The following is a 13,704-nucleotide window of genomic DNA, read 5'->3' on the forward strand; positions in this document are numbered from 1 at the left end:
GGCGCTGACGAGGGGACAGGGTAGGTTACGGTCATGCCGATGGAACCGCTGCGCGAACGATGGCGCGCTTATCTGACATCTCACTGAACAGATAAGCCCTTCTCCCGTACGACAGGACGAGACCTCAGATGACCATCGACGCCGCGCGCGGCGCTGTTTCGCCCGTGCCCGATGCCAACGGCCATTTCGGTGCGTTCGGCGGGCGGTTCGCCCCCGAGGCCCTCATGGCCGCCCTCGACGAGCTGGACCGCGAGTTCGAGGCCGCCAGGAAGGACCCCGGGTTCGTCGCCGAGCTGGACGACCTCCTCACCAACTACGCGGGCCGGCCGAGCCTGCTCACCGAGGCCCGGCGCTTCGGCGTGGAGGCGGGCGGCGCCCGGATCCTCCTCAAGCGCGAGGACCTCAACCACACCGGCTCACACAAGATCAACAATGTGCTGGGGCAGGCGCTGCTCACCCGGCGGATGGGCAAGAAGCGGATCATCGCCGAGACCGGCGCGGGCCAGCACGGCGTGGCCACCGCCACCGCCGCCGCCCTCCTCGGGCTCGACTGCACCGTCTACATGGGCGAGGTCGACACCGAGCGCCAGGCGCTCAACGTCGCCCGCATGCGGATGCTGGGCGCCGAGGTGATCCCGGTCAGGACCGGCAGCCGCACCCTCAAGGACGCCTGCAACGAGGCGTTCAGAGACTGGGTCGCCTCGGTCGACCACACGCACTACTGCATCGGGTCGGTCATGGGGCCGCACCCGTTCCCGATGATGGTCCGCGACTTCCAGCGCGTCATCGGCGTCGAGGCCCGGCAGCAGGTCCTCGACCTCACCGGGAGGCTGCCCGACGCCGTCATCGCCTGCGTGGGCGGCGGGTCCAACGCCATCGGCACCTTCCACGCGTTCATCCCCGACGAGGGCGTGCGGCTGTACGGCTTCGAGGCCGGCGGCGACGGCGTCAAGACCGGCAGGCACGCCGCCACCCTGGTCGGCGGCTCGCTCGGCGTCATCCACGGGATGCGGACCTACCTGCTGCAGGACGAGGACGGCCAGACCATGGAGACGCACTCGATCTCCGCCGGGCTGGACTATCCCGGGGTCGGCCCCGAGCACTCCTGGCTGCACGACAGCGGCCGCGCCGAATACCGCGAGATCACCGACGCGGAGGCGATGGAGGCGTTCGCGCTGCTGTGCCGCACGGAGGGCATCATCCCGGCCATCGAGTCGGCGCACGCGCTCGCGGGCGCGCTCAAGGTCGGCAAGGAGCTCGGCCCGGACGCCACGATCGTGGTGTGCCTGTCCGGCCGAGGCGACAAGGACATGCACACGGCGGCCAACTTCTTCGGCCTCATGCCGGAAGGAGAGGCACGATGAGCGTTCAGGTCGCCTACGACAAGGCCAAGGCCGAGGGGCGCGCCGCGCTCGTCGGTTACCTGCCGGCCGGATTCCCCTCGTACGAGGGCGCCATCGAGGCCGCGCGCACCATGGTCGACGCGGGCTGCGACGCCATCGAGATCGGCCTGCCCTACACCGACCCGATGATGGACGGCCCGACCATCCAGGACGCCGTGCACCAGGCGCTGGTCGGCGGCGTCAGGGTCGCCGACGTCTTCCGCACCGTCGAGGCGGTGGCGGCGACCGGCGTGCCGACCCTGGTCATGACCTACTGGAACCCGGTCGACCGCTACGGCGTGGAGGCGTTCGCGCGCGACCTGAAGTCCGCGGGCGGCACGGGGCTCATCACGCCCGACCTGACGCCCGAGGAGGCCGGCCCCTGGCTGGAGGCCGCGGACGCCCACGACCTCGACAAGGTCTTCCTCGTCGCGCTCAGCTCCACCGACGAGCGCATCGAAAAGATCACCAGGGCCAGCCGCGGGTTCGTCTACGCCGCCTCGCTGATGGGCGTCACCGGCGCCCGCACGGCCGTCGACACCGGGGCGCCGCGCCTGGTGGAGCGGACCCGCGCGAGCATCGAGCGGCAGGGTTCGGGCCTGCCGATCGGGCTGGGACTCGGCGTCGGCAACGGCGCCCAGGCCGCCGAGGTGGCGGGCTTCGCCGACGGCGTGATCGTCGGCTCGGCGTTCATCCGGCGCATTCTGGACGCCCCGGACGCCGCCGCGGGCCTCGCCGGCGTACGCGCCTTGACCACAGAACTTGCCGAAGGCGTGCGCAAAGTCAAGTAAGGTCTGCCGCCGCGCCCCGTTTCCTACGGCGAGCTTATGCGGCGTCCCCTAAGGTGGTCCCGAGCCCGGGAGCGACGGCGTACCGCCGTGCCCGGGCCGAGGGCTGTTCGGCTGGTGCCGGCGGGTGCCGACTGGGAGAAGGATCATGATGGCTCAGCAGGTCGAGGAGCGGGACGGGAGCGCGGCGAAGGCGCCCGCCCGCCCGATGTGGTTCATGCTCTCCGCGTGGGTGCTCACACTCGCCGGGCTCGGTATCTCGATCTATCTGACGGTCAGCCACTACGACGAGAAGGCGCTGGTCTGCTCGGCGACCGGCACGGTCGACTGCCACGCGGTCACCACCAGCAAGTACTCCGAGCTCGTCGGCATCCCGCTGCCGCTGCTCGGGCTGGGCTTCTTCGTCGCGTTCGCGGCGCTGATCACGCCGTTCGCACTCCGCTCGCAGCACCCGCTGCCGCGCTGGGGCCGGCTGGCCACCACCGGCGTCGGCATGGTGTTCGTGATCTACCTGGTCACCGTGGAGCTGGCGCTGCTGGAGAAGATCTGCCTGTGGTGCACCGGCGTCCACGTCATCACTATCCTGCTGTTCGTTCTTGTCCTGTCCGACGAGTTCCGGCGGATCGGCCAGGTCGACTAGGACCCGGCCCCGCCGAGCCCGCGCGGCCTTCGCCGCGCGGTCCCCGATGAGGAGATCCACAATGAGCAAGGCCGCACGTGAGCGGTCCGCACGGGAGCGGCTGGCCGCCGAGCGCAAGCGTCAGGCGGCGCGCGACAAGCAGCGCAGGCTGCTCACGATCGTCCTCGGCGCCGTGGTCGCCGTCGCGGCGGTCGTGGTGGTCACCGTGATCGTTCTGGACCAGCGTGGCAAGAGCGACCAGCAGGCGACCGCCTACACCGGACCGCAGGCCCCGCTCACCCGCGACGCCGACGGCTCGATCGTGATGGCCAAGGCGGGCGTGACCGCCCCCACGCTGGAGGTCTTCGAGGACTTCCAGTGCCCGGCCTGCAAGTCGTTCGAGGAGAGCACCGGCAAGACGGTCAAGGAGCTGGCCGCCGCGGGCAAGGTCAAGGTCGTCTACCGGCCGTTCCACCTGTTCGGCCAGTCGGAGAACCCCATCAAGGAGAACTCGCTGCGCTCCGCCGCGGCGGCCCTGTGCGTCCCGGCCGACAAATGGCTCTCCTACCACGACGCGCTCTTCAAGTTCCAGCCCGAGGAAGGCGACAAGGGCTTCGCCAACAAGGAGCTGGTCAACTGGGGCAGGGACGTCGGCGTGACCGACGCGGGCTTCGAGAAGTGCGTCACCGACCAGCAGAAGAAGGCGCAGGTCGACACGATGACCACGTACGCGCTCCAGACCCGCAAGGTCACCGGCACGCCGACCGTGTTCCTCAACGGCCGCAAGCTGGAGAACAACGAGCTCGGCAGCCCGTCCGGCCTGGAGAAGGCCGTCGCCGACGCCGGCAAGACCAACAAGTAACGCGCCTGGCGTTCCGCACCCGAGCCGTGGCCCTCGAAAGGGCCACGGCTCGGTGTTTTCTCTCCCTCTCCCGGCCCGGCCACCGCGCGGAACATGTCGCCGCGGTTAGCGTCGGGCCGCGGACGACGCAGGTCGAGGCGCTGATCGGGGGATAGATGAACAAGGTGGACAGGGAGCGCTCGGCGCGGCAGCGCCTGGCCGAGGAACGTGCCCGGCAGGCGGCACGCGGCAAGCAGCGGCGGCTGCTCTTCACGGTGCTGGGCACGATCGCGGCCGTGGCGATCGTCGTGGTCGTGGTCGTGCTGGTGCGCAACGCCGGGAACGACTCGAAGACGGGCTCGGACTACAAGGGCGCGCTCGCCCCCACCACCCGGCAGCAGGACGGCTCGGTCGTGATGGCCGCCGCGGGCGTCGCCAAGCCGGTCCTGGAGCTGTACGAGGACTTCCAGTGCCCCGCCTGCAAGAGCGTGGAGGACAGCCTGGGCACAACGATCAAGGAGCAGGCCGCCGCGGGCAAGGTCAGGGTCGTCTACCGGCCGTTCCGGCTGTTCGGCCAGGAGCCGCTCCGGTCCAACTCCCAGCGCGCCGCCAACGCGGCGGCGTGCGCGCCCGCCGGAAGGTGGGTCCAGTACCACGACCGGCTGTACGCCGAGCAGCCCGAGGAAGGCGACGTGGGCTTCCGGAACGGCGACCTGATCAAGTGGGCGGGCGAGACGGGCATCACCGGCGACGCGTTCGCCCGGTGCGTGAACGGCGGTGAGAAGAACGCCGTGGTCGACCAGGCCACCGCGTACGCCGCCAAGGCGGGGGTGACGGCGACTCCGACGCTCATGCTCGACGGGCGGAAGGCCCCGAACGACGCCCTCACACCGGACGGCCTGAAGAAGGCGATCGAGACGGCCGGAAAGTAGCGCGCGGGCCGCTGACCGGTGATCGGGCCGCCGGTGCCGCGGACGACACCGATCTTGGGGCGCGGAGGGGCCCGGAGGCTGTAACGTCCATGCTCATGCAGTCGGTCGCCTACATTCCGAGCCCCTCCGAAGGTGTCTGGCACCTCGGGCCCGTCCCGATCCGCGCGTACGCGCTGATGATCATCATCGGCATCGTCGTCGCGGTCTGGCTGGGCGAGCGCCGCTGGGCCGCCAAGGGCGGCGCCCCCGGCGTCGTCATCGACGTCGCGGTCTGGGCCGTGCCGTTCGGCCTGGTCGGCGGCCGCCTCTACCACGTCGTCACCGACTACCAGCGCTACTTCGGCGACGGCCGGGACCCGGTCGACGCGCTGAAGATCTGGGAGGGCGGCCTCGGCATCTGGGGCGCCGTGCTCCTGGGCGCGGTCGGCGCGATGATCGGCTGCCGCCGCCACGGCGTCTCGGTGCTGGCCCTCGGCGACGCGATCGCGCCCGGCGTCGCGCTGGCCCAGGCGATCGGCCGGTGGGGCAACTGGTGGAACCAGGAGCTGTACGGGCGGCCGCTCGACACCTGGTGGGCGCTCAAGATCGACTATGGCCACCGGCCGAAGCTGCCCGACACCAGCGTGGACCCCAAGTACGCCGACATCGCCACCTACCACCCCACGTTCCTGTACGAGTCGCTGTGGTGCGTCGGCGTCGCGATCCTCGTCATCTGGGCCGACCGCCGCTTCAAGCTCACCCACGGCCGGGCGTTCGCCCTCTACGTGGCCGCCTACACGGTGGGCCGGTTCTGGGTCGAGTGGCTGCGCATCGACGAGGCCCACGAGTTCCTCGGGCTGCGGCTGAACGACTGGACGGCGCTGGTCGTCTTCGTGGGCGCCGTGGGTTATCTCTACTGGGCGCGCGACAAGACCGGCCCCGAGAACGTCGGCGCGGCCCCGGCCGCGGAGACCGCCGAGGGCGCCGCAGTGGTCCAGGAGCCGGACACCGTCGCCGAGGAGGAGGCCGTCGAAGAGCCGGTGGCCGAGGCCCCGGAAGAGCCGGAGACCGAAGAACCGCCGACCGAGGAAACGGCCACGGACGAGTCCGCCGAGCAGCTCCGCGAAACGGACGAGAGCACGGCGGCCACAGACGCCAAGCCCGAGCCCGATCCGGAAGCCGAAACCGAGCCGGAGGCTGCGGCCGAGCCCAAGACCAAGACCGAGACCGAGCCGGAGCCGGAGCCGGAGCCCGAGGCTGAGCCCGAAGCGGAGCCCGCGGCCGAAGTGGAGCCCGAGGCCGAAGCGGAGCCGGAGACCGTGGCTGCGACCGAGCCGGGGGCCGAGAGCAGGGATGAAGAGCCCGCCAAGGGCGACTCCGCCGACGACGAACCCGCCCCCGGCGAGGAGCCCGCTCAGGCCGCCGAGGACAATGAAGGCGGCAAAGGGGCGCCGGTGAAGGACGCCAAGTAGCGGACCGGGGGGCCGGGGTGACAGCGGAGATCCACCACAAGCACCGCGACGTCACCGGTGGCTGGCTGCGTCCCGCCGTGTTCGGCGCGATGGACGGCCTCGTCTCCAACTTCGCTCTGATCGCCGGGGTGGCGGGCGGCCAGGCGAGCCGCCAGGTCGTCCTGCTGGCCGGTCTCGCGGGCCTGGCGGCGGGCGCGTTCTCCATGGCGGCGGGGGAGTACATCTCGGTGGCCTCGCAGTCGGAGCTGGCCGAGGCGGAGATCGAGGTCGAACGGCTGGAGCTGCTCCGGCATCCCAAGGCCGAGATGCACGAGCTCGCCGCCGTCTTCGAGGCGCGCGGCGTCGACCCCGACGTGGCGGCCGAGGTGGCGCGCCAGCTCTCGCGCGATCCCGAGGAGGCCCTGGAGGTGCACGCCCGCGAGGAGCTGGGCGTGGCCCCGGGCGAGCTGCCCTCGCCGTACGTGGCCGCGGGCTCGTCGTTCCTGTCGTTCGCCGTCGGGGCGCTGCTGCCGGTGCTCCCGTACGTGCTCGGCGTCTCCAGCCTCTGGCCGGCGGCTCTGATCGCGGGGCTGGGCCTGTTCGTCGCGGGGGCGCTGGTGTCCCGCGTGACCACCCGCACCTGGTGGTTCAGCGGACTCCGGCAGCTCGCGCTGGGCGCCGCCGCCGCGGCCCTCACCTACGGCCTCGGCGCCCTCATCGGGGCGAACGGGCTCTGAACGGAACGTACCTGAAACACCCTTTTGGGCACGCGAGAGGCGCGTGTACCGATAGAGTCCCGGACTGTGATCGAGGCTCGTGACACCGAGGCGAGGAGCGGGACGGGCGGGCGGGACTTCTGGCCCGCCGACAAACCGGGTTCCCGCGGCCCCAAGCCCAAGCTGCTGTTCGGCGCCGCGGCCGCGCTGCTCGCGGTCGTGCTCGCGGTGGTGGCCGCGGTCGTCCTGACCGGCGGCGACGACGGGGCCGAGAAGGCCACCGCCGGAACGTCCAACGGCCCAGGGGTGCTCCCGGTCGCCTACACGCCGCAGATGGCCGACAAAGCCATGATCAAGCTGGCCCGGCGCGCCGCCGATCCGCGCCCGGTCACCCAGGGCGAGGCCTTCCCGGCCGACACCAAGACGGTCAAGTACCGCACCTACGCGTTCACGCTGGCCGCCTCCCAGGTGTCCGCGGACTGCAAGAGCGTCACGTGGGGGCAGCGCCTGCAGGGCGATCTCGCCAAGTACGGCTGCACGCAGATCGTCCGCGGCTCGTACGTCAGCCAGGACAAACGGCACCTCGGCCAGATCGCGGTGCTCAACCTGGTCAGCCAGGACGGCGCCGAGCAGATCGTCCGCGACCTCGACCCCGCGACCAACGCCGGGTTCGTGCTGCCGCTGAACGCCACGGGCGAGCCCGCCTTCGGCAAGGGCTTCAGCGCCGCGTACTCCCAGGTCCACGGCCACTACGTGATCATCACCTGGGTGCAGCGCGCCGGCGGCGGCCAGCCCGCCTCGCTCAACGAGATGATCGACGCGAGCCTCGCCATCGAGAAGCCCGCCGACTTCGTGTGGGGCCGGCTGGAGCTGATCCCCGGCAGGAAACCGCGATGACGCGGGCCGACACGGTCACACCACCGCGCCGCCGGCAGTAGTCTGCGCCCTCGTGGACCACGACGAGCCAGGCCGGCGTACCGGCCGTCCCCGCCCCGGCTTCGTGCCCGGGGAGCAGCGGGGCCGGCCCGGCCCCCGCCAGCAGCAGCCCCGCGGCTCCGCGCGCCGGTCGGCAGCGCCGCGCAGGCTGGCGTCCGGGCGGGGCGGTGCGCGCCCGGCCCGGCCCGCCCAGCGTCCCCAGCGCCCACCGGCTCCGGCTGAGCCGTTCGACGTCCAGGCGAACGAGCCGCCCGTTCGCGCTCCCGACGCGTTCCAGCCCGCCGATCCCGTCACGTCCGCGCGGCTCGCCGGAACCAGCAAGCCCGGCAAGTCCGGCAAGTCCGCCAAGGCTGCGAGGCCCGGCAGGCCTGCCAAGCGGCAGCGGCGGGATGGCCGGCCGGGACGCGACCCTCGCTGGTTCTTCGTCGCGGCGGGCGCACTCGGTCTCGTCGTCGTCCTCGCCGCCGTGGCGCTGGTGGTGCTCGGCGGGCGGGACGACCCGCCTCCGCCTCGCCCGGCCGCCGCCCGGATGGGGCCGGTGGCCGCGAGCGGGCCGGCGCCCGCCTCGTACTCCAGTTCACCGTCCGCCGACGCCTACACCGGCATCGCCCAGCGTTCGGCCGACCCCGCCCCGCTCACGTCGGCCGAGCTGTTCCCCTCGTCCGCGTCCACGGTCACGCTGGCCTCCGGCAAGGCCAAGCTGACGCTGAAGGGCAAACGGCTCGACGGCGACTGCGCCCCCGCGATCTGGGGCCGGGCCGTCGCGAACGCCTTCAGCGAGGCCGGATGCACCCAGGCGGCGCGCACGCTGTACGCCGACACCAAGCGGGGATTCGCCCTCGCCGTCACGGTGTTCAACCTCAAGAGCGCGGACGACTCCGACCGGGTCGTCGAGCGGCTGGGCAACGGGCGGGGCGGGGGCTTCGTACGCCCGTTGAACGCCGCCGCACCACTGGACGAGTTCGGGCAGGGCTTCGGGATGGCGCGCGGGCTGGCCATGGGCCACTACGTCGTCGTGTCGTGGGCGCAGCGCCTGGACGGCTCGGGCGACGAGCAGGACGAGGCCCTGCTGTCGCTGCTGATCGAGGGCGGGAAGTCCCCGGCCGTCCTCGGCCGCGCCGCCAAGGCCGACTGAACACCGAGCCTCGATCGTTTGACCTTGATCATTCGTCCTCGTCAAGGCCACATCAGGCCCGTCGCGTGTACCCCGGGTTACTTGCGGGTATGGGGCCTGAACCGGTAAACGTCCCGGCCCGGTGATGATGATCACCGAGGTCAGCGCGTTGTCGTGAGAGATTTGACCGGTATCCTGGTCTAAACCACTCAGTGATGACCTACCGGCGATCAGCGCGGCCGAGTTTCGCGATCTGGTCGAGTCGGGCATGATCCCGGCAGTGATGTAATGTCATCACACCGCAGCAGGGCCAACGTCGTCCCGGACTGCACTGACACGCCAAGCCAGTGACACGACGAAGACGACGGGAGGGTTGATGGCTGCTGCTGCCCTCACTCCGGGCCTGCCTCCTAACCAGGGACTGTACGACCCGGCCAACGAGCACGACGCCTGCGGCGTCGGCATGGTGGCCGACCTGCACGGTCGCAAGAGCCACGACATCGTTCAGAACGCCCTGACCGTCCTGAAGAACCTCGACCATCGCGGCGCCGTCGGCGCCGAGCCGGACGACGGCGACGGCGTGGGCATCCTCGTCCAGATCCCCGACTCCTTCTTCCGCGAGGTCTGCGACTTCGCGCTGCCCGAGGCCGGCTCCTACGCGGCCGGGCTCGCCTTCCTCCCGGTCGACGGCGACGAGCGCGCCGCCGCGGTCGCCCACATCGAGACGCTCTGCGTCGAGGAGGGCCTGACCGTCCTCGGCTGGCGCGAGCTGCCGCACGACCCCGACTTCGCCGGTCCGGCGGCCCGGCGCGCCATGCCGCACTTCGCGCAGCTGTTCGTGACCGCCGCCGCGCACGGCCCGCACGCGGGCAAGACCGGCCTGGAGCTGGACCGCGTCGTGTTCTGCATGCGCGAGCGCGCCGAGCAGGACGTACGGGTCTACTTCCCGAGCCTGTCCAGCCGGACGATCGTCTACAAGGGCATGCTGACGACTCCGCAGTTGGAGCCGTTCTTTCCCGACCTGTCGGACCGCCGCTTCGGCAGCGCCATCGCGCTCGTGCACTCGCGGTTCTCGACCAACACCTTCCCCGCGTGGGAGCTCGCCCACCCGTACCGGTTCATCGCGCACAACGGCGAGATCAACACGGTCAAGGGCAACCGGAACTGGATGCGCGCCCGCGAGGCGCTGCTGAAGTCCGACCTGATCCCCGGCGATCTCTCCCGCGTCTACCCGGTGATCGACATCGAGGCCAGCGACACCGCCTCGTTCGACGAGTGCCTGGAGCTGCTGCACCTGGGCGGCCGGTCGCTGCCGCACGCGGTGCTGATGATGATCCCCGAGGCCTGGGAGAACCACACCGAGATGGACCCGGCCCGCCGGGCCTTCTACGAGTTCCACTCCACGCTGATGGAGGCCTGGGACGGACCCGCGTCCGTCACGTTCACCGACGGCACGGTCGTCGGTGCCGTGCTGGACCGCAACGGCCTGCGCCCCGGCCGCTACTGGGTCACCGACGAGGGCTTCGTCGTGCTGGCCTCCGAGGCCGGCGTGCTCGACATCCCCGCCGACAAGGTGGTGCGCAAGGGCCGCCTGCAGCCGGGCAAGATCTTCGTGGTCGACACCGAGGCCGGCCGGATCGTCGAGGACGACGAGGTCAAGGCCGAGCTGGCGGCGCAGCACCCGTACGGCCAGTGGCTGCACGACGGCCTGGTCCGGTTCGAGGAGCTGCCGCAGCGCGAGCGCGAGGTCCCGACCCACGAGACGCTCGTCAAGCGCCAGCAGACGTTCGGCTACACGCTCGAAGAGCAGCGCATCATCCTGACTCCGATGGTCAGGACGGGCGCCGAGCCGATCGGCTCGATGGGCACCGACACGCCGATCGCGGTGCTGTCGGAGCGGCCGCGGCTGCTGTTCGACTACTTCAAGCAGCTGTTCGCCCAGGTGACCAACCCGCCGCTGGACGCCATCCGCGAGGAAATGATCACCTCGCTGCAGTCCACGCTGGGCCCCGAGGGCAACCTGCTGGAGCCCGGGCCGGAGTCGTGCCGCCGGCTCGTGCTGCCCACCCCGATCCTGGACAACGACGAGCTGTCCAAGATCATCCACATCAACGACGAGGGCTCGCTGCCGCATCTGCAGGCCCACGTCGTGCACGGCCTGTACGACGTCAACGGCGGCGGCGAGGCCCTTGAGCACCGGCTTGAGGAGATCTGCTCCGAGGTCTCCCGGGCCATCGCGGCGGGCGCGCGGATCATCGTGCTGTCCGACCGCGGCTCGGACTCGGCCAAGGCCGCGATCCCCTCGCTGCTGCTGACCGGCGCGGTGCACCACCACCTGATCCGGGAGAAGACCCGCACCCAGGTGGGACTGGTCATCGAGACCGCCGAGGCCCGCGAGTGCCACCACATGGCGCTGCTCATCGGGTACGGCGCGTCCGCGATCAACCCCTACCTCGCCATCGAGACCGTCGAGGACCTCATCAAGACCGGGGTCATCGACGGCATCGAACCGGCGAAGGGCGTGCGCAACCTTGTCAAGGCGTACGGTAAGGGCGTCCTGAAGGTCATGTCGAAGATCGGCGTGTCCACGGTCGCCTCGTACACCGGCGCGCAGATCTTCGAGGCCATCGGCCTCGGCGGCGAGGTCATCGACCGCGCGTTCACCGGCACCACCTCCCGGCTCGGGGGCGTCGGCTTCGACGTCATCGCGGCCGAGGTGGCGCAGCGCCACAAGAAGGCCTACCCGCCCGGCGGCAACGAGGCGGCGCACCGCACCCTCGACGTCGGCGGCGAGTACCAGTGGCGCCGCGAGGGCGAGCTGCACCTGTTCAACCCCGACACGGTGTTCAAGCTGCAGCACGCCGCCCGGACCCGCCAGTACGAGATCTACAAGGAGTACACCGGCAAGGTCGACTCCCAGGCCGAGGAGCTGATGACGCTCCGCGGGCTGTTCGAGCTCAGGGAGGGCGAGCGCCCGCCGGTGCCGATCGACGAGGTCGAGCCGGTCGAGTCGATCGTCAGGCGCTTCTCCACCGGCGCCATGTCGTACGGCTCCATCTCGGCGGAGGCGCACGAGACCCTCGCCATCGCGATGAACCGCCTCGGCGGCAAGTCCAACACCGGCGAGGGCGGCGAGGACCCGCGGCGGTTCGCCCCGGACGAGAACGGCGACCTGCGGCGCAGCGCCATCAAGCAGGTGGCCTCCGGCCGGTTCGGCGTGACCTCCGAGTACCTCACCAACGCCGACGACATCCAGATCAAGATGGCGCAGGGCGCCAAGCCCGGCGAGGGCGGGCAGCTGCCCGGCCACAAGGTCTACCCGTGGATCGCCAAGACCCGGCACTCCACCCCGGGCGTGGGCCTGATCTCGCCGCCGCCGCACCACGACATCTACTCGATCGAGGACCTGGCGCAGCTCATCCACGACCTGAAGAACGCCAACCCCGCGGCGCGCGTGCACGTCAAGCTCGTCGCCGAGGTCGGCGTCGGCACGGTCGCGGCGGGCGTGTCCAAGGCGCACGCCGACGTGGTGCTGATCTCCGGGCACGACGGCGGCACCGGCGCCTCGCCGCTCACCTCGCTCAAGCACGCCGGCGCGCCCTGGGAGCTCGGCCTGGCCGAGACCCAGCAGACGCTGCTGCTCAACGGCCTGCGCGACCGCATCGTCGTGCAGACCGACGGGCAGATGAAGACCGGCCGCGACGTCATCATCGCGGCGCTGCTGGGCGCCGAGGAGTACGGCTTCGCCACCGCTCCGCTGGTGGTCTCCGGCTGCGTCATGATGCGGGTCTGCCACCTGGACACCTGCCCGGTCGGCGTCGCCACGCAGAACCCGGTGCTCCGGGAGCGCTTCAGCGGCAAGCCCGAGTTCGTGGTCAACTTCTTCGAGTTCGTGGCTCAGGAGGTACGCGAGTACCTGGCCGCGCTGGGCTTCCGTACCCTCGACGAGGCGATCGGGCACGTCGAGATGCTCGACACCCGCAAGGCCGTCGACCACTGGAAGGCCGCCGGGCTCGACCTGACCCCGATCCTGCACCGTCCGGAGCTGGCCGAGGGCGCCGCCCTCCGCCAGGTCACCGGCCAGGACCACGGGCTGGAGAAGGCGCTGGACAACACGCTGATCCAGCTCGCCGAGGGCGCCATCGCGTTCGGCGAGAAGGTGAGGCTCGACCTGCCGATCCGCAACGTCAACCGCACGGTCGGCACCATGCTCGGCCACGAGGTGACCAAGAAGTGGGGCGGCGCGGGCCTGCCCGACGACACCATCGACGTCACGTTCACCGGGTCGGCCGGCAACTCGTTCGGCGCGTTCGTGCCCCGCGGCATCACGCTGCGGCTGGTCGGCGACGCCAACGACTACGTCGGCAAGGGCCTGTCCGGCGGCCGGCTCACCGTGCGGCCGCCGCTGGACGCGACGTTCGCCGCCGAGACGCAGATCATCGGCGGCAACGTGATCCTCTACGGCGCCACCTCGGGCGAGCTGTTCGCCCGCGGCGTGGTCGGCGAGCGGTTCTGCGTGCGCAACTCCGGCGCGACCGCCGTCGTCGAGGGCGTCGGCGACCACGCGCTGGAGTACATGACCGGCGGCCGCGCCGTGATCCTCGGCGGCACCGGGCGCAACCTGGCGGCGGGCATGTCGGGCGGCATCGCCTACGTGCTCGACCTGGTCACCGAACGGGTCAACCCCGAGATGGTGGACCTGGAGGAGCTCACCGGCGAGGACCGCACGTTCCTGCGCGACATCGTCGAGCGGCACCACGCCGAGACCGGCTCGACGGTCGCGGCGGGCCTGCTCGCCGACTGGGAGGGCGCGCTCGCGCGCCTCACCAAGATCATGCCGCGCGACTACAAGCGGGTGTTGAAGGCCGCCGAGGAGGCTCGGCAGCAGGGACTCGACGTCGACGAGGCCATCATGGCCGCGGCGCAGAAGTGAGAGGGGGACTCCT

General features: G+C 71.3%; 10 protein-coding genes. All 10 read left to right on the top strand.

Translation table 11 applies throughout. The annotated features are described in order from the left end of the window. Nucleotides 1-128: 128 nt before the first annotated feature. Nucleotides 129-1,364 carry a tryptophan synthase subunit beta gene (gene trpB, locus ABD333_RS05330; RefSeq protein ID WP_344538181.1) on the top strand — a complete coding sequence of 412 codons (1,236 nt, stop codon included), beginning with the start codon at nt 129-131 and terminating at the stop codon, nt 1,362-1,364. Further along, a complete protein-coding gene (gene trpA / locus ABD333_RS05335) occupies nt 1,361-2,173 on the top strand; it encodes a tryptophan synthase subunit alpha (RefSeq protein ID WP_344538183.1) in 813 nt (270 codons plus the stop codon). The genes trpB and trpA overlap by 4 nt, the downstream gene beginning before the upstream one ends. A gap of 145 nt (nt 2,174-2,318) precedes the next feature. After that, on the top strand, nt 2,319-2,810 hold the full coding sequence (locus tag ABD333_RS05340) for a vitamin K epoxide reductase family protein (protein ID WP_344538184.1): 492 nt from the start codon (nt 2,319-2,321) through the stop codon (nt 2,808-2,810). 61 nt (nt 2,811-2,871) lie between these two features. After that, nucleotides 2,872-3,651 (top strand): DsbA family protein, encoded by a 780-nt coding sequence (locus ABD333_RS05345; protein WP_344538185.1) that lies wholly within the window; start codon nt 2,872-2,874, stop codon nt 3,649-3,651. Between the two features lie 155 nt (nt 3,652-3,806). Further along, on the top strand, nt 3,807-4,562 hold the full coding sequence (locus ABD333_RS05350) for a DsbA family protein (RefSeq protein WP_344538186.1): 756 nt from the start codon (nt 3,807-3,809) through the stop codon (nt 4,560-4,562). 95 nt (nt 4,563-4,657) lie between these two features. Next, nucleotides 4,658-6,013, top strand: a complete 1,356-nt coding sequence (gene lgt / locus ABD333_RS05355; protein ID WP_344538187.1) for a prolipoprotein diacylglyceryl transferase — start codon at nt 4,658-4,660, stop codon at nt 6,011-6,013. 17 nt (nt 6,014-6,030) lie between these two features. Beyond that, a complete protein-coding gene (locus ABD333_RS05360) occupies nt 6,031-6,729 on the top strand; it encodes a VIT1/CCC1 transporter family protein (protein WP_344538189.1) in 699 nt (232 codons plus the stop codon). Nucleotides 6,730-6,795: 66 nt separating this feature from the next. Further along, entirely contained in the window at nt 6,796-7,605 is an 810-nt protein-coding gene (locus ABD333_RS05365) for a hypothetical protein (protein WP_344538190.1), read from the top strand. Nucleotides 7,606-7,657: 52 nt separating this feature from the next. Next, nucleotides 7,658-8,779, top strand: a complete 1,122-nt coding sequence (locus tag ABD333_RS05370; protein WP_344538192.1) for a hypothetical protein — start codon at nt 7,658-7,660, stop codon at nt 8,777-8,779. A gap of 355 nt (nt 8,780-9,134) precedes the next feature. After that, the gene (gene gltB, locus ABD333_RS05375) at nt 9,135-13,691 is read left to right on the top strand and encodes a glutamate synthase large subunit (protein ID WP_344538194.1); all 4,557 of its coding nucleotides are present in this window, start codon (nt 9,135-9,137) and stop codon (nt 13,689-13,691) included. Nucleotides 13,692-13,704: the final 13 nt, after the last annotated feature.

This window comes from Actinomadura fulvescens (assembly GCF_039533225.1).
In the GTDB taxonomy this organism is placed as follows: domain Bacteria; phylum Actinomycetota; class Actinomycetes; order Streptosporangiales; family Streptosporangiaceae; genus Spirillospora; species Spirillospora fulvescens.